Here is a 17,573-nt window from a genome sequence, read left to right as displayed (position 1 = left end):
TTGGCCGGGCTTTTTCTTTTGCTTACATAACAGCCAACCTAATGTTTACTGGAGAATCCCATGACCGGCTTCGACTATGATCTTTTTGTTATCGGCGGTGGTTCTGGCGGTGTTCGGGCAGCGCGTCTCGCTGGGGCCATGGGCAAAAAGGTCGGTCTTGCAGAAGAATATCGCATGGGCGGAACCTGCGTTATTCGTGGCTGCGTACCGAAGAAACTCTTCGTCTATGCTTCGCAGTTTCCTGAGCATTTCGAGGATGCAGCCGGCTATGGTTGGGATGTCGGCACATCGACGTTTGACTGGAAAAAGCTGATCGATGCCAAGGACAAAGAAATTGCCCGGCTTGAAGGGCTCTACACCAAGGGCCTCCAGAATTCCGATGTCGAAATTTTTGCCAGCCGCGCCGAATTGATCGATGAACATACTGTCGAGCTGAAGGCAGACGGTCGTCGCGTTACTGCAGACCAGATATTGATTGCGACCGGCGGTCATCCGAGCATGCCCGAATCCATGCACGGACATGAATATTGCATCAGCTCCAACGAAGCGTTTCATCTCGCTGAGCTGCCGAAAGCGATTGCCATTGCGGGTGGCGGATATATCGCTGTTGAGTTCGCGAACATATTCCACGGCCTTGGCGTCGAAACGACACTCGTGTATCGAGGCAAGGAAATCCTCTCCCGTTTCGACCCGGACTTGCGCCATCTTTTGCATGAAACCATGGAAGCAAAAGGTATCCGTATCATTTGCGAAGCGGTTTTCGAGAAAATCGAGAAGCAGTCCGACGGTAATCTGAAAATCGTGTTGAACAATGGCGATACATTGGAAGTCGGTCAGGCAATGATGGCGATCGGGCGCAAGGCCAACACGACGGGTCTTGGGCTAGAGAGAGCTGGCGTCAAGATGGATGAGCTTGGCGCAATTCCGGTCGATGATTATTCGCGTACCAATGTCGCGAATATCTGGGCCGTCGGTGATGTTACGAACCGCGTCCAGCTGACGCCGGTGGCAATTCACGAAGCCATGTGCTTTCTCGAAACGGCGTTCAAGGACAATCCGACGAAGCCCGACCATGAATTGATTGCGACGGCGGTGTTCTCTCAGCCAGAAATTGGCACGGTCGGTTTGCCGGAAGATGAGGCTGCGAAGAAGTATCCGGAACTTGAGGTTTACCGAGCGCTGTTCCGCTCTATGAAGAACACGCTTTCCGGCCGCAATGAAAAAATGCTGATGAAGCTCATCGTTGATGCCGCGAGCCGCAGGGTGGTCGGGGCGCATATCATGGGGCCAGATGCCGGTGAAATGGCTCAGCTTCTGGGTATTTCCCTCAAGGCTGGTGCGACCAAGGATGATTTCGATCGCACGATGGCGGTTCATCCGACTGCGGCCGAAGAACTGGTCACCATGTACAAGCCGACCTATCGCGTCGTGAATGGTGAGAAAGTCGACGACTAACTCTTTCGCGACCGGTTTCTCCGGTTAACGATTATTGCTGGCATAAAGTCTCGGCCTGCATTATATCAGCGCGACCACGCAGGCCGGTTTTCCGGGGCAGACTGTCATCTTTGTCAGATGCGAGCTGTCCGTTAAGGGATTCCGGCATTCGTGTAAGGAGGATATAATCCGAGAGAAATCGAGCGGATAGAAGCAAACAGGTGCTCAAATGACGAAGAACTGGACCCCGCATTCCTGGAGAAACAAACCGATCAAGCAAGTGCCGTTTTATCCAGACGCACAGGCTCTGAACGACGTTGAGGCTCGTCTTCGCACCTATCCGCCGCTGGTTTTTGCAGGTGAAGCACGCAAGCTCAAGCAGCAACTGGCTGAAGTGGCGGAAGGCAAGGCATTTCTGCTCCAGGGCGGCGATTGTGCTGAAAGTTTTGCTGAACATGGCGCGGATAACATCCGCGACTTTTTCCGCGTCTTTCTTCAGATGGCCGTTGTACTCACATTCGGTGCGTCGAAGCCCGTCGTGAAGGTCGGTCGTATCGCCGGTCAGTTTGCCAAACCACGTTCATCGGACATGGAAACGCTGAATGGTGTGGAACTGCCGTCCTACCGTGGTGACATCATCAACGGTATCGAGTTCGACGCGGCATCGCGCATTCCGGATCCGCAGCGTCAGGACATGGCATATCGCCAGTCGGCGGCTACGCTTAACCTGCTGCGGGCATTCGCCCAGGGCGGTTACGCTAATCTGGAGAACGTTCACCAGTGGATGCTCGGCTTTGTCGGCAAGAGCCCGCAGGCAGAGCGCTATGCAGCTTTGGCGCAGCGTATTTCCGAGACCATGAACTTCATGCGTGCAATCGGGATCACGGCTGACAGCAATCATTCGCTGCGTGAAACCGATTTCTACACCAGCCATGAAGCGCTGCTTCTTGGCTTTGAAGAAGCGCTGACTCGTGTGGACTCGACGTCCGGCGATTGGTACGGCACGTCCGGCCACATGATCTGGATCGGTGATCGCACACGTCAGGCTGACCATGCGCATATCGAATACTGCCGTGGAATCAAGAATCCGCTCGGTCTCAAGTGTGGGCCGTCGCTGCAGCCGGATGATCTCATCCGCCTTATCGATCTTCTGAATCCGGAAAACGAAGCAGGGCGCCTGACGTTGATTGCGCGCTTTGGCTACGACAAGGTTGGTGATCATCTGCCGCAGCTTATCCGTGCTGTCGAGAAGGAAGGTCGCAAGGTCGTATGGTCATGCGATCCTATGCACGGCAATACGATCACTGCCGGTGGCTACAAGACGCGTCCGTTCGACCGTATCCTCAAGGAAGTGGAGTCCTTCTTCGCGATCCATCGCGCTGAAGGATCGCATCCGGGTGGTATCCATGTCGAAATGACCGGCAAGAATGTGACGGAATGCACGGGCGGCGCGCGTGCGATCTCGGCAGAAGATCTGCACGATCGTTACCACACGCATTGCGATCCACGTCTCAACGCCGATCAGGCACTGGAACTCGCGTTTTTGCTGGCCGAACTCCTCAAGAAGGAGCGCGATGCCGGTGCGGACAAACAGGTTGCGAGTGCCTGACCGGTTTCCAACATTCTAGAGCTTGCAGGGCGGAGGTTTCGATCTCCGCCCTGTTGCATTTCGGGGAAACTCACCTATTGATTGCCTTGGAGCGGCATGTGTCTGAATGGATGCATAAAGGACGCTTTATGCTTTCAGAAAATTGGCTCTGATTTTCGGGCCAAGCTGTAACCAATTTGATTGAGGGTAATGATGCAGCGCATTTTCCTGGCCTTTCTTAATTCCATGCGAGCACTGAAGTACCTCGCAGGACATGAAAAGGCCGTCCAACAGGAGCTTGTGCTGTTTCTTCTGTCTCTGCCGGTGGCTTTTTTCCTTGCGCCGACATGGCTCGCTTTCCTCTTCATGACTGGCTCGATCTTGTTTCTCATCCTCGTGGAAGTGTTGAACACTGGTATCGAGGCAACGTGTGATGCCGTCTCGCGGGATTTTCACAAGGAAATTCAGATTGCGAAGGACTGCGGTTCTCTTGCTGTTCTGATTTCCATTGTGTTCGTCGTCGCGATCTGGGGCTATATCCTCGCCAATACCTATTTGGCCTGACAAACAGAGTAGTCTGTTGATTGCATCCGTTGCATTTGCTTGCCCAAGCGCGCTAAAGCTTGGGCATGTTAGCCTCTCATGAGAATCTTGCCATGCTCCGTATTGCCGTTGCGCAGCTTAATCCCATCATGGGCGATATCGCCGGAAATCTGACCAAGGCACGCGCGGCACGCGCTGAGGCGGCCAGGATGAAGGCCGATCTCATTTTGTTTACAGAATTGTTCATCTCCGGCTATCCGCCGGAAGATCTGGTTCTGAAACCATCTTTTCTTGCTGCGTGTGAAAAGGCTGTTCGTGCGCTGGCGAGCGACACTGCCGACGGCGGACCAGGCGTCATTATCGGCACGCCGCTTAGCCGTGAAAGCGGTCTGCACAACTCTATCGCGGTTCTGGATGGCGGCGAGATCATTGCCGAACGGTTCAAGGTCGATCTGCCCAACTATGGCGAGTTTGACGAGAAGCGCGTATTTCAGGCAGGCCCAATGCCTGGGCCAGTCAATTTCCGTGGTGTTCGCATAGGGATTCCAATCTGTGAAGATATTTGGGGCGAACTCGGTGTGGCGGAAACGCTGGCTGAGAGCGGCGCAGAGATTTTGCTTGTACCGAATGGTTCGCCTTATCATCGTGCGAAGATGGACCGGCGCCATCAGGTTGTCCTGAAGCAGGTGATCGAAACCGAGTTACCGATGGTCTATGCCAATCAGGTTGGCGGACAGGATGAACTGGTTTTCGATGGTGGATCGTTTGCATTCAACACTGACCGGTCGCTCTGTCTGCAAATGCCTCAGTTTGAGGAGCAGATCACGCTGACCGTTTGGCGCAGAGAGAATGACGGCTGGCGCTGTGACGAAGGCGAAAAGGCTAATCTTCCTGAAGGGCTTGAAGCTGATTATTCCGCCTGCATGCTGGGCTTGCGGGATTATGTGAACAAGAACGGTTTCAAGGATGTGGTGCTCGGGCTTTCGGGCGGTATCGATTCGGCAATCTGCGCGGCTCTCGGCGTCGATGCATTGGGTAAGGATCGCGTGCGCTGCATCATGCTGCCTTACCGCTATACATCCGATGAATCTCTGAAAGACGCAGCCGATTGTGCAAAAGCGCTCGGTGTTCGGTACGATATTGTTCCGATCTCTGCGCCAGTTGAAGGCTTTCTTGAAGCGCTGCATCCGCTGTTTGAAGGCACCGAGAGCGGCGTTACCGAAGAAAACCTGCAAAGCCGCGCACGCGGCACCATTCTGATGGCTGTTTCAAACAAGTTCGGTTCGATGGTTGTCACCACCGGCAACAAGTCTGAAATGTCGGTAGGCTATGCGACGCTTTATGGCGACATGAATGGCGGGTTCAATCCGATCAAAGACGTCTACAAGATGCAGGTCTATGCGATGTCGGAATGGCGCAACAGTCATGTTCCGAACGGCGCACTCGGACCATCGGGTGAGGTGATCCCGCACAACATCATCTCCAAGGCGCCGTCTGCTGAACTGCGTGAAAACCAGACGGATCAGGATAGTCTGCCACCTTATCCGGTTCTGGACGATATTCTTGAATGCCTTGTCGAAAACGAAATGAGCAACACCGAGATTGCTAAACGCGGGCATCCGCTCGAAACCGTTCAACGGATCGAACATTTGCTCTATCTGGCTGAATACAAGCGCCGACAATCGGCGCCCGGTGTTAAAATTACCAAGAAGAATTTCGGACGCGATCGCCGCTACCCTATAACGAACCGCTTCCGCGACCGCTGAAAGACAATAAGATGACCGCAACCGTTCGTTTTGCTCCGTCGCCGACGGGCTATATCCATATTGGTAATACGCGCACAGCGCTTTCAAACTGGCTTTTCGCACAGAAGAATGGCGGCAAGTTCATTCTGCGCTATGACGACACCGATGTTGAACGCTCCAAAGAAGAATACGCACAGGCAATCGCAGTCGATCTTGACTGGCTCGGTGTCAAACCTGATCGCGTCGAATATCAGTCGAAGCGTTTTGATGTTTATGGCAAGGCGGTAGAGAAGCTCAAACAGGCTGGTTTGCTTTATGCTTGCTATGAAACGGCTGATGAATTGGAGCGTCGCCGCAAACTGCGCCTCGCACGTCGTCTGCCGCCGGTATATGGCCGCGAAGGTTTAAAACTCACTGACGATGAGAAAGCTGCGTTTGAAGCTGAAGGGCGCAAGCCGCACTGGCGTTTCCTGCTGCCGAATTTCGAAGCTGATCCGTTTGATACGCAGCGCACGGAGGTTCATTGGGATGACCTTGTTCGGGGCCCGCAGACTGTCGATCTGGCCTCTATGTCCGATCCTGTGCTGGTGCGTGAAGACGGCACTTATCTTTATACCTTGCCGTCGGTGGTGGATGATATTGATCTCGGTGTCACGCACATCATTCGCGGTGACGACCACGTAACCAACACCGGTGTGCAGATTGCTATTTTCGAGGCACTGGGGGCCAAGGCTCCGGTTTTTGGGCACCACAATCTACTGACGACAATTTCGGGCGAGGGGCTTTCAAAGCGAACCGGCGCACTGTCTGTCGGATCGCTGCGCGACGCCGGGTTCGAACCGATGGCAGTGGCCTCGTTGGCGATTTTGATCGGCACCTCGGAAAATGTTTCGGCGGCACCCAATATGGAAAGTCTCGCCGGACGTTTCGATCTGGCATCCATATCGAAGTCATCGGCAAAGTTCGATCCTGCGGAACTGGACACGCTCAATCGTGCCCTGCTGCACGAGATGCCGTTTTCAGAAGCCCAGCCACGTCTGGCTGCCATGGGCATTTGCGGCGAGAAGGCTGAGCCGTTTTGGCAGGCGGTGCGAGGAAATCTCGACCGCTTCAAGGATGCGGTACATTGGTGGTCTATCGTTGACGGTGATCTGCCAGAAACGCCGGACCTATCAGAAGAGGATCGTGTTTTCCTGGAAGAGGCTTTTGCCCTTTTGCCACCAACTCCCTGGGATCATCAGACATGGAAAGTCTGGACCGAAGCAGTGAAGGCTGCAACTGGGCGCAAGGGCAAGAACCTTTTCATGCCCTTGCGACTGGCGCTTACGGGGCAGGCGCATGGGCCGGAGTTGGCTGACTTGCTGGTGTTGATTGGTCCGGAAAGAACCCTGACCCGACGACCCTGACTTTTGCGTTTGCCGTATAGGGGCGTTCCACAGGCGGTGTCGTTGCGACAGGTGCAACATAGGCTGGTGTGGTATTCGAGGTCTGCACCGTTGCAGACGACGTGTAATCCACTTTCTCTGTTTCGACAGGAGCGGGAGTTTCATAGGCAGGCAATGCAATTGAGTTGGCCATCTCGGCGCTCGGCTTGGCGATGCCTCTGGACTTCCGCTGTGGTACGTGGACAGTTTTCGACTGAGGTTTCTTAGGGGACACCACCCAGGAGGCCTTGCACAATTTGACATGTTTGGACGGAGACGGACGTCCGGCAAGCGCCATATTCAGCTCATTGACGCGTTCGCGCAAAGTCTGTGTTTCGGTTACCAGATGATCTGTTCTGGTCAGCAATTTCGTGCACTGCGCGGATTTGACAGCAGGTGTAAACAGGATCCCGACGCAACGATTCTGAGCCGAGGTCTTTCTCATCTGAGAAAGCTCTGCTTCCTTGCGATCAAGGAGTGACTGGGTGACGCGAAGTTGCTTCTTAAGCTGTATCTGCTCGGCAGGCGTGCATAATTCTGGAGGGCGTATAGTTGTACAGCCAGCCAATATTCCCGAAAATATCAAGACTACTGAGTAAGTCAGCGATCTATTAGAATTAATTGAAATAAAAGACATGATAACCTCGATAACGATGCTGGCGATATCATGTTTAAAAAATATAGTAAATTAAATACTAACGGCGAGTATATTTAAATATACTCGCCGTTATTTAAACTTATGTTATAATTATCTAACTTAGTTGTTGTTAAATTACTTCTTCTTGCGAAGAGTCTCTCCTGATTTTTGCAAGGCTTCAACAACTGCCAGTGCTGTCATATTGACGACGCCACGCGAGGTGACGGATGGCGTCAGAATATGTGCCGGACGTGCCGCGCCGAGCAGGATTGGACCCACGTGCAGCGCATCTGTAACCATCTTGACTACGTTCAGCGTGATGTTTGCAGCGTCAAGGTTGGGGAAGACAAGAAGATTGGCTTCGCCCTTCAGGCGCGAATTCGGGAACACACGATCGCGCAGAGCCTGAGAGAGAGCAGAGTCGCCGTGCATTTCGCCATCGGATTCCAGCTCAGGCGCCTTCTCGGCAAGAATTGCCGCTGCTTCACGCATCTTTTCGGCGCTGGCTGATTCTTTCGACCCGAAATTCGAATGGGATACTAGGGCAGCCTTTGGCTCAATACCGAAGCGGCTGATTTCCTTTGCGGCAAGAATTGCCATTTCGGCGATCTCGTTCGCGCCCGGTTCGACGTTGACATAAGTGTCTGTGAGGAAGAGGGCGCCACGCTGCGAGATGAGCAGGCTCAAGGCGGAATAGTCTCGGATACCGGGAACCTTGCCGATAATCTGCCGTACGACACGGAGGTGGCGTTCGAAGCGACCTTCAAGACCGCAGATCATGGCGTCTGCTTCGTCGCGCATAACCGCGAGAGCGGCAATTGCGGTCGAGTTCGTGCGGACGATGGTGCGTGCAGCTTCCGGTGTGACGCCCTGCCTGCCGGTGTAGGACAGATAAAGGTCTACATAGTCGCGATAGCGCGGATCGTCTTCCGGATTGATGAGTTCGAAATCCGTTCCCGGACGAATCTTGAGGCCGTAGCGGCGCAAGCGTGTTTCGATAACCTGCGGGCGTCCGACGAGAATCGGAGCTGCGATACGCTCTTCAATGACTACCTGAGCAGCGCGGAGCACGCGTTCATCTTCACCATCTGCATAAATGACGCGCTTTGGTTTTTCCTGGGCGCGGGCGGCAGCAAAAACCGGCTTCATGATGAGGCCGGAGCGGAAGACGAAGCGGTTCAGACGATCGAGATAGGCTTCCATGTCTTCGATCGGGCGTGTCGCCACGCCTGTTTCCATGGCCGCTTTGGCCACTGCCGGGGCGATACGCAGAATCAGGCGCTGATCGAATGGCGATGGAATGATGTAGTCTGGTCCGAAAGTGGGTGTGTCGCCGGAATAAGCGCGTGCTGCGACATCCGAAGGCTCTTCGCGGGCAAGAGCGGCAATTGCGCGAACAGCCGCCAACTTCATTTCTTCGTTAATTGCAGTCGCACCGACATCGAGTGCGCCGCGGAAGATATAGGGGAAGCAGAGAACGTTGTTGACCTGGTTCGGATAATCCGAACGTCCGGTGCAGATCATGGCGTCGGCGCGGGCCGCACGAGCCTCTTCCGGCATGATTTCCGGCTTCGGATTGGCAAGGGCCATGATGAGTGGCTTTTCGGCCATCTGTTTCAGAAGTTCAGGCTTCAGCACGCCAGCAGCCGACAGGCCGAGGAAGACGTCAGCACCACCGATGACATCGGCCAGAACGCGCGCGTCAGTCTTCTGGGCGTAAACTTCCTTCCAACGATCCATCAGCGTGTTACGGCCTTCGTAGACAACGCCTTCGAGATCACAGACCCAGATGTTTTCGCGTTTCGCGCCGAGATTGACGAGAAGATTGAGGCAGGCAAGGGCAGCAGCGCCAGCGCCCGATGTAACGATCTTGGCGTCCCCGATTTTCTTGCCGGCAAGTTCCAAACCGTTCAACACCGCCGAAGCAACGATGATCGCTGTGCCGTGCTGGTCGTCGTGGAAAACCGGAATGTTCATTTTCGCGCGAAGCTGTTCTTCAACTTCGAAGCACTCCGGTGCCTTGATGTCTTCAAGGTTGATGCCGCCGAAAGTCGGCTCTAAAGCGGCAACAACATCAACGATGCGACCGATTTCGTGCGCGTCGATTTCAATGTCGAACACGTCGATGTCGGCGAATTTTTTGAAAAGGACAGCTTTACCTTCCATGACCGGTTTGGAAGCAAGCGCACCAATGTTACCAAGGCCGAGAACCGCAGTGCCGTTTGACACGACGGCAACGAGATTGCCGCGAGCGGTGTATTCGGCGGCAGTTGCCGGGTCTTCGTGGATTGCGAGGCAGGGAGCGGCTACGCCGGGAGAATAAGCTAACGCCAGATCTCGTTGGTTGCCAAGTGGCTTTGTCGCCTGAATTTCCAGCTTTCCGGGCTTCGGATAACGGTGGAAGAACAGAGCTGCTTCATCGAAATCCGAACGGGAAGTGAAAGGTGTTTTCTTGGTCATGGTCGCATCGCTTTCCAAAATCTTTCGTGCAGGGCAAAAGCTCGTTTGCACGTGGAGGGTGCGGTATCCGCATACAGTTTCCGTACACGACTTCCGCACTCTGGGCCGTCATTGTTCTTAGTCTATCGGCTCAAATCTCAGTAGGCCCGTTTTCGAGAATGAGTTTTTCCAATTTTGCAGATCTATTATTTGATGCTGTTAAAACGCACTCTGATAGGCGCCGCCATCGATAACGAGATTCTGCCCGGTAATGAACCCGGAATGTTCCGAACATAGGAAGGCACAGGCCTGACCAAATTCCTTTGGCTGCCCGATTCTTCCGGCGGGAATTGCTGATGCGCGCTTTGCAGCTTCCGCATCCGCTGTCGTGCCGTTCTTCTGGGCTGAGAATGCAAAGCCATTGCGAAGGCGATCCGTGTCAAAGGCCCCGGGAAGGATGTTGTTGATCGTCACATTGGAGGCTGCAACCGTGCGGGCGACGCCAGCCAGAAATGCAGTCAGACCGGCGCGGGCGCCAGATGAGAGATCAAGCCCGGGAATGGGGGCGTAAACCGACGTCGATGTGATATTGACGATACGGCCGAAACGGCGCTCGACCATTCCGTCGATAACAGCTTTGATCAATTCTATGGGGGTGACCATATTCTGTGTCACACCCTGCAGGATCGCGTCGCGGTCGAGCAGGCGGAAATCCTTGAAGGCTGGACCGCCGTTATTATTCACGAGAATGTCGGGTGCAGGGCAGGCGGCAAGCAGTTTGGCTTGCCCTTCAGCGGTGGACACGTCGGCAACGACAGCATCGACTTTCACGCCAAATGTTTTGCGAATTGCTTCCGCGGTTGTGGCGAGAGTTTCTTCGTTGCGTCCATTGAGAACCAGATCGCAACCGGCTTCGGCGAGCGCCTCCGCGCATGCCCGTCCGAGTCCCTTGCTGGAAGCACATACAATTGCTTTTCGACCCTTCAGGCCCAAGTCCACGGCTTGATCCTCACATCTTGTTCAAGTTTTAGAGACATGCCACCAAGCGAGCAGTCCGATCAACCGGATTCTGGTTCACGGGCGCATATGTCCACCTTTTACCGGCAGAATATGCGTTCATTGCGAACAATATTTGGTGAAGTGCTATTCAAGCGGCGGCATGAATTCTGCCCTCGGGCGTATAAGCGATCCGCTATCAGCCTGTTCCAGTGCATGGGCGAGCCATCCCACAATGCGTGCGAGCGCAAACAGAAATAGCGGTGCGTCGGGCGGTAGATCATAGATTTCTGTAACGGCGGCGAGGGCGAAATCGACGTTTGGCTTTTCTCCGAGAATGTTCGCGGCACTTTGTTCCAGATCGCTATAGGAGGCAGGCAATTCCAGATGTTCCAATAGTGCGGTGGCGCGAATATCACCTGTTTCGCGGTAAAGCGGGTGGCCGAAAAAGTGAAACTGTGTTCCTTGCCTGAGCTGGCCCTTGATCGCTGCTTCCGCTCCTATTTGCCGGGTTTGCGTAATAATAGCCGCCGCCGCTGTAGCCGCTCGTCCATGTCGCGGGCCAATCAATGTTGATAATCCGGCGAGAACCGCAGCGGAAAGCGGTGTACCTGTAGACGCCGCAACGCGTGTAGCGAATGCCGATGCATTGAGTTCGTGGTCGGCCAGAAGCACAAGAATGCGCCGGATCACATCACTTGCCTGCGGCTTTTGCCAAGCCTGAGCAATGCGTTCATGCATCGGCATATTCGATGCGGAAACGCCAAGAACGGTATTGTGAAACAGTTGCAGCAGACCAAAAGCCTCTTGCTGCAGAATCGATGTTGAACGCCCCGAACTGGGTAGATCATTCGCAGCGCGAATACCAAGGACAGTAAACAGCCGTTCCAGAGGCGCAGTTTCGGTCTGACGAATGTTCAAGGTCGATTCGTTGTCACTCCTGATGATACCGTCGAAATCCATCTGCCACAGCAGTGCAGCCACTTCCTCCAGCGTCGCTGTTTCGGACAGCTCAGCAGCGTCGCAGCCGCGATAGAGCAAGCGGCCATCCAGGATGGTCGAAATGCCCGAGCGCATGATCGGCAGGCCCCAACGAATGGTGTCGGCGGCAACCACGCTATCTCTCTTGCGACCGGGACGCTTGCCAGCCAGACGATGGACATCCTCCGACCGATAGAGGCTGCGTCTCGGATCATCCGGCAATGGTTTGGAACGGATGCGGCCACGGCTCACATTTGCATAGAGAGTCTGCGGCTTTGTCTGGAGAACAGCGAGGGCTTCCTCCGCAGTTAGCCAGTCCATTATTGCCCCCTACATTGATCTATTTCGTCAAGATTGACGTCAACTATACTTGGATTCAATGTCGAAAGGCAAACAAGGAGAATAATTATGAATAGCGGACTTGAAGATGTGATTGCTGCTGAAACCGTGTTGTCTGACGTCGATGGGCTTGCAGGCAGGCTGGTTATTCGCGGTCGGTCGCTGGACGATCTGGTCCCGCATAGCAGCGTCGAAGATGGAATAGAACTTCTGTGGGGCGGCTTTTTCAATGACCTTCCCAAAGGGGAAGAGCTTCAAAAAGCGCTCGGTGAAGCGCGCGTACAGGTATTTCATCATACGGATGCGCTTGACGATACATTGATGGAAATGTCTCCCATCGAAGCGCTTCGCGCATTGATGGCACGCATCCCTGATGACGATGATCTGACCGCAGCCTTACACCTGATGGCGGCACCGGCAGTCTTTACGACGGCCATTCTGAGGGGCCAGAAGGGGCGCCGTCCCATACATCCTGATCCGACGCTTCCCCATAGCGCTGACATCCTTCGTATGATGAATGCGGGAATGCCGGATGAAGCAGAAGTTGCGGGGCTGAACACCTATCTTATGACGGTTTCCGACCATGGATTGAACGCATCGACTTTTGCTGCGCGTGTCGTGGCATCAACACGAGCCGGATTGACCTCATCGCTGCTTGCCGCAATCAGCGCATTGAAAGGACCGCTGCATGGTGGTGCACCCGGACCGGTCCTCGATATGCTGGATGCAATCGGTAGACCCGACAACGCTGAACGTTGGCTTGAATCTGCTGTTGCCGATGGAGACAGGCTGATGGGGTTCGGTCACAGGGTCTATCGTGTACGCGATCCTCGTGCCGATGCCTTGAAAGGTGCATTGAAGCACATCGAAGCCCTAGAACAAGGGCGTGGAAAACACCGCGTTGAGTTGGCCGAGGCCGTTGAAAAAGCCGCTATCGCAGTTCTAAAGCGCCACAAGCCGGACCGTTCCCTCGAAACCAATGTCGAGTTCTATACTGCTTTGTTGTTGGAACAACTGGGGTTCCCGCGTGAGGCTTTCACTTGCGTTTTTGCTATGGGGCGAACCATGGGCTGGATAGCGCATTGCCGTGAACAGGTTGCGGCAAACAAGCTCATTCGTCCGCAATCGCGATATGTCGGCCCAACTGTGGGACTTGTCGCCTAAAGTGGACACAACAAGAGGCGCGGACGCTACCTTCCGCGCCTCAAAGCCGACCGTCATATCTCTGTGACATGAATCGGGTTTTCTGCGCTCAGATCAGGTTGCCATTGAAGGGGACAACCACATGAGCACCGACGCTCCGCAGCCCAGAAAACTCCGAACCCTCTTTATCTCGGATGTGCATCTCGGTTCCAAGGCCGCACAGGCGGAACTGCTTCTGGATTTTCTTCGCTATCATGAAGCCGAGACGATCTATCTTGTCGGCGATATTGTCGATGGGTGGCGCCTGCGGCGCAATTGGCATTGGCCGCAAGAGCATAATGACGTAGTCCAGAAGCTGCTTCGCAAGAGCCGCAAGGGCGCCAACATCATCTACATTGCCGGTAATCACGATGAGTTCCTGCGCAATTTTCAGGGAACGCATTTTGGCGGCATCGAAGTGATGAACCGCGCGATCCATGAGACGGCGGACGGTCGCAAGTTTCTGGTAATCCATGGTGATCAGTTCGATGTGGTTGTACGCAATGCCCGCTTTATCGCCTATCTGGGCGATTGGGCATATGACACAGCGATCTGGATAAATACGGTTATGAGCCGGGTTCGCTCGCTTTTCGGTCTGCGCTACTGGTCATTTTCAGCCTGGGCGAAGTTTCGCGTCAAAAAGGCGGTCAATTTCATTGGTCAGTTCGAGAGCGTGGTTTCGGAAGAAGCGCAGCGTATCGGGGTTGATGGTGTGATCTGCGGCCATATTCATCACGCCACGATCGAGAGCATGAATGGCGTGGAATACATCAATACGGGCGATTGGGTGGAAAGCTGCACGGCCGTGATTGAACATTTCGATGGCCGTATGGAGCTCATCGAATGGACGGAACGCCGTGATCGCCGCCCGACGACAGGTATTGTCAATTCCGACAGTGAAGAGCGTGACGAGGATAGGGTAATCCAGCTCCCACTTCCCGTCCGCGAACTGGCGACCTTCCGCTGATGAAGAAAATTGTCATCGTTACCGACGCCTGGCATCCTCAAGTCAACGGCGTCGTGCGCACGCTGACCAAATGTCGTGATCTGATGATTGAGCGCGGATACGACGTCACCGTCATATCTCCGCTGGATTATCGGTCGGTCCCCTGTCCGACCTATCCGGAAATCCGGCTCGCCTTGACGACGCCAGGTGCGCTTAGACGACGTCTGAAGGTCATGCGACCGGACTATGTGCACATTGCAACCGAGGGTCCACTCGGGTTTATGGCACGGCGCGCCTGCCTGAAAATGGGCTGGTCCTTCACGACAAGCTTTCACACGCGGTTTCCCGAATATCTTGCGGAACGCTTTCCTGTCCCGCCACAATGGACCTATGCTTTCCTGCGACGTTTCCATAATGCGGCCCAGCATACGCTGGTACCGACCCAATCTATTGTGGATGATCTCAAGGGGCGAGGTTTTACGCGGCTGGACCTCTGGACGCGCGGTGTCGATCGCAATCTGTTTTATCCTCGGCCGGAAGTGGTCAAGGACTTGCCACGTCCGGTGTTCATTTGTGTGGGACGCGTCGCCACGGAAAAGAACCTGCCAGCGTTTCTGGAGCTTGATCTTCCCGGCACAAAGTTGATCGTCGGGGATGGTCCTTCCCTCAACGATCTGCGTGCGCGTTTCCCGGAGGTTGTGTTTGTCGGGAAACAGGAAGGTGAAACGCTGGCAAACACCTATGCCGCAGCCGACGTGTTTGTCTTCCCAAGCCGGACAGATACGTTTGGTCTCGTCTTGCTGGAAGCGATTGCCTCCGGCTTGCCGGTGGCGGCCTATCCCGTTCCCGGATCACGGGATGTCGTGGGGGCAACCGGGGCAGGCGTTCTCTCCGAAGATCTTGGGAAGGCGTGTCTGTCAGCCCTGCAAATGGAGCCGTTTGAGCCCGCACAGGTGCTCAGGCAGTTCACCTGGGACGCTTGTGCGGACATTTTCGAAGATGCTCTCGCTCCGATAAGCGGAACCGCGAGCGAGAGTTATCAACGTGCAAGTCAGCCCCAAACGGCGGCTTCCGGCAGGTAAACCAGAGCCCCATCATAGCGCAAGCCTGGGTCACGATCATGGGCGAGGAGTAGCGGGCCATCAAGATCAACCACATTGGCTTTCTGGGCGAGCAGAACAGCTGGCGCCATGCCGAGCGATGTGCCGACCATACAGCCGACCATGATCTGAAGACCGTAGTTGATTGCCTTGTCTCGCATGATGAGACCTTCAGTCAGTCCACCTGCTTTGTCGAGCTTGATGTTCACCGCGTCGTAGCGCTTGGCCAGCTCCTCAAGTCCGACCGACGTATGAACGCTTTCATCGGCACAGATAATGACAGGCCGTTCAATTTCACTGAGAATATGATCGTTATCCGCTGGTAAGGGCTGTTCGATAAGAACGACGCCTGCGTCGGCTGCTGCGCGCATGTTCTCGGCAATATTGTCGGCCGTCCAACCTTCGTTTGCATCGATAATGATGCGACTGTTCGGAGCCGCACTCGTGACCGCTTGTATCTTCTCGATATCGTTTTCACCACCCATTTTGACCTTGATGAGAGGATAGTGAGCGACCTTGGCTGCCGACTCTGCCATTTCGGCGGGTGTGCCGAGCGAAACGGTGATTGCGGTTTCAAGTGGTCGGGTTGGCGTACCGAGCATATCGGCGACGCTTCTGCCTGATGCCTTTGCCTCGAGATCCCATAAGGCACAATCGACCGCATTGCGAGCAGCGCCGGCTGGCATCAAAGTCTGGATATCCTGTCGTGTGGCGCCACTTTCGATAGCTGTACGGGCGGCTTCAATCTGGGCACTCACGCTCTCAATGCTTTCGCCATAACGCGCATAAGGAACGCATTCGCCGCGCCCTTGATTGAGACCGTTGCCAATCACACACACAACGACAACGGCTTCCGTCTTGGAACCTCTGGAGATTGTGAATTTTCCGGCGATGGGATAGCGTTCGACAATGATATTCAAGGTATTGTGCATAGAGATGCCCTCTGGGACGCAGTATTTCGGTCGTTCAACGACTCGTATATGAGGTAGGCCATGTTGACCGACACTGCCGACAAAGCAAGAGCCACCAATAATCCTGCGCCGAAGATTGATCTGACGGAGCAGGACGGTGCGCGCCATATCAGGTTGAGCGGTCGCTGGGTCTCGCAGAGCGTCAATCTTGTCGATGACAAGATGCGCAGTCTTGAGAAAACGGACGAACACAAAGCAACGATAATCGATGTTTCTGGCGTATCCGGTCTCGATACGGCAGGTGCCTGGCTGATTGAACGCTTGCGGCAGCGGCTCGTTGCAAAGAGTGCCGACGCCCAGCTTGAAGGCGTGCGTCAATCCTGGCTCCCTCTGATGGAGGAAGTGGGGCAGGCTGTCGAACGTACTCTGGATATTCCACGTCAGAAGAAGCCGTTCTTTTTTATCTCGTTTCTGGCCGCGCTTGGCGGTGGCGTTATCTCTATGGGTAACGACTTCAAGATGGCGATGCATATCCTGGGCGCCACCATCCGCGGGGCCCAGCTGAAATACGGTCGAGGAAGCGGTATTCCAATCGCTGCCATCGTTACGCAGATGGACCGCATGGGCGTCGGTGCGATTCCCATTATCATCCTGATGTCGACGATCGTTGGTGCGATCATCGCCCAGCAGGGCGCATTTCAGTTGCGCTATTTCGGTGCAGAAATCTTTGTCGTCGATCTGGTTGGCATTCTGGTGCTGCGTGAACTCGGGGTGCTTCTGACAGCTATCATGATCGCCGGTCGTTCAGGCAGTGCGATCACAGCTGAAATCGGCTCCATGAAAATGCGCGAGGAGACGGATGCTCTGACGGTTATCGGCCTCAATCCGGTCGGCGTTCTGGTTTTTCCCCGTCTCGTTGCGCTGGTCGTAGTCCTGCCATTGCTCACCATCATTTCCGACCTGGCTGCATTGATCGGGGCAGGCGGGGTCGCTTGGTTCTACTCCAATATTTCGCCCGATGCTTTCATCAGCCGCCTGCATGACGCAGTGGCGCTTAATACTTATTTCGCCGGTCTTATCAAGGCACCGTTTATGGCCATGATCATCGGGATTCTCGCCTCGGTAGAAGGTATGAAGGTCGGTGGCAGTGCAGAATCACTTGGCCGTCGTGTTACTGCTTCCGTTGTGAAAGCAATTTTTGTGGTTATTGTCGTGGATGGTTTGTTTGCGATGTTCTATGCGGCCATTAATTTTTAGAAACTGCTTATGTTCTTTGTTTTTAATGGGTTCTTTGAGACACAGTTGCAC

13 protein-coding genes are annotated in these 17,573 nt (G+C 54.6%); 9 read left to right on the top strand and 4 right to left on the bottom strand.

The genetic code is table 11. The features are described from left to right. The first annotated feature begins 60 nt into the window (after window positions 1–60). The 5 genes from gor (at window position 61) to gltX (ending at window position 6,716) form a co-directional block, all read left to right on the top strand. Window positions 61–1,455 carry a glutathione-disulfide reductase gene (gene gor / locus AC1RHM_RS01675; RefSeq protein WP_010660040.1) on the top strand — a complete coding sequence of 465 codons (1,395 nt, stop codon included), beginning with the start codon at window positions 61–63 and terminating at the stop codon, window positions 1,453–1,455. Window positions 1,456–1,663: 208 nt separating this feature from the next. After that, window positions 1,664–3,043, top strand: coding sequence for a class II 3-deoxy-7-phosphoheptulonate synthase (locus AC1RHM_RS01670; protein ID WP_010660041.1), 1,380 nt, complete (start codon window positions 1,664–1,666; stop codon window positions 3,041–3,043). A gap of 192 nt (window positions 3,044–3,235) precedes the next feature. Continuing rightward, window positions 3,236–3,586: a diacylglycerol kinase gene (locus tag AC1RHM_RS01665; RefSeq protein ID WP_010660042.1), complete on the top strand. Its 351-nt coding sequence runs from the start codon at window positions 3,236–3,238 to the stop codon at window positions 3,584–3,586. A gap of 65 nt (window positions 3,587–3,651) precedes the next feature. After that, the gene (locus AC1RHM_RS01660; RefSeq protein WP_010660043.1) at window positions 3,652–5,331 is read left to right on the top strand and encodes an NAD+ synthase; all 1,680 of its coding nucleotides are present in this window, start codon (window positions 3,652–3,654) and stop codon (window positions 5,329–5,331) included. A gap of 11 nt (window positions 5,332–5,342) precedes the next feature. Further along, window positions 5,343–6,716: a glutamate--tRNA ligase gene (gltX, locus tag AC1RHM_RS01655; RefSeq protein WP_010660044.1), complete on the top strand. Its 1,374-nt coding sequence runs from the start codon at window positions 5,343–5,345 to the stop codon at window positions 6,714–6,716. Window positions 6,717–7,506: 790 nt separating this feature from the next. Here gltX and AC1RHM_RS01650 read toward each other — a convergent pair. From AC1RHM_RS01650 to AC1RHM_RS01640, 3 genes are all read right to left on the bottom strand, one after another. Next, on the bottom strand, window positions 7,507–9,831 hold the full coding sequence (locus tag AC1RHM_RS01650) for an NADP-dependent malic enzyme (protein ID WP_010660046.1): 2,325 nt from the start codon (window positions 9,829–9,831) through the stop codon (window positions 7,507–7,509). Between the two features lie 198 nt (window positions 9,832–10,029). After that, complete coding sequence (locus AC1RHM_RS01645; RefSeq protein ID WP_010660047.1) at window positions 10,030–10,809, bottom strand: SDR family oxidoreductase; 780 nt, start codon at window positions 10,807–10,809, stop codon at window positions 10,030–10,032. Between the two features lie 144 nt (window positions 10,810–10,953). Further along, a complete protein-coding gene (locus AC1RHM_RS01640; protein ID WP_010660048.1) occupies window positions 10,954–12,108 on the bottom strand; it encodes a citrate synthase in 1,155 nt (384 codons plus the stop codon). A gap of 87 nt (window positions 12,109–12,195) precedes the next feature. Here AC1RHM_RS01640 and AC1RHM_RS01635 point away from each other — a divergent pair, with 87 nt between their 5' ends. From AC1RHM_RS01635 to AC1RHM_RS01625, 3 genes are all read left to right on the top strand, one after another. Further along, window positions 12,196–13,290 (top strand): citrate synthase/methylcitrate synthase, encoded by a 1,095-nt coding sequence (locus tag AC1RHM_RS01635; protein ID WP_010660049.1) that lies wholly within the window; start codon window positions 12,196–12,198, stop codon window positions 13,288–13,290. A gap of 121 nt (window positions 13,291–13,411) precedes the next feature. Further along, the gene (locus AC1RHM_RS01630; protein ID WP_010660050.1) at window positions 13,412–14,275 is read left to right on the top strand and encodes a UDP-2,3-diacylglucosamine diphosphatase; all 864 of its coding nucleotides are present in this window, start codon (window positions 13,412–13,414) and stop codon (window positions 14,273–14,275) included. Next, window positions 14,275–15,336 carry a glycosyltransferase family 4 protein gene (locus tag AC1RHM_RS01625; protein ID WP_151576353.1) on the top strand — a complete coding sequence of 354 codons (1,062 nt, stop codon included), beginning with the start codon at window positions 14,275–14,277 and terminating at the stop codon, window positions 15,334–15,336. Before AC1RHM_RS01630 ends, AC1RHM_RS01625 begins: the two co-directional genes overlap by 1 nt. On the opposite strand, the gene dgcA is transcribed toward AC1RHM_RS01625, so the two are convergent. Next, window positions 15,306–16,286, bottom strand: a complete 981-nt coding sequence (dgcA, locus tag AC1RHM_RS01620) for an N-acetyl-D-Glu racemase DgcA (RefSeq protein ID WP_010660052.1) — start codon at window positions 16,284–16,286, stop codon at window positions 15,306–15,308. The genes AC1RHM_RS01625 and dgcA overlap by 31 nt on opposite strands. A 60-nt stretch (window positions 16,287–16,346) precedes the next feature. On the opposite strand from dgcA, the gene AC1RHM_RS01615 reads away from it, so the two are divergent. After that, entirely contained in the window at window positions 16,347–17,522 is a 1,176-nt protein-coding gene (locus AC1RHM_RS01615; protein ID WP_010660053.1) for an ABC transporter permease, read from the top strand. Window positions 17,523–17,573: the final 51 nt, after the last annotated feature.

It is taken from the genome of Brucella sp. GW823-FHT04E01 (genome assembly GCF_058796175.1).
Note: the sequence above shows the minus strand (reverse complement) of the source record. Positions and strands in the feature narration are given on the sequence as shown.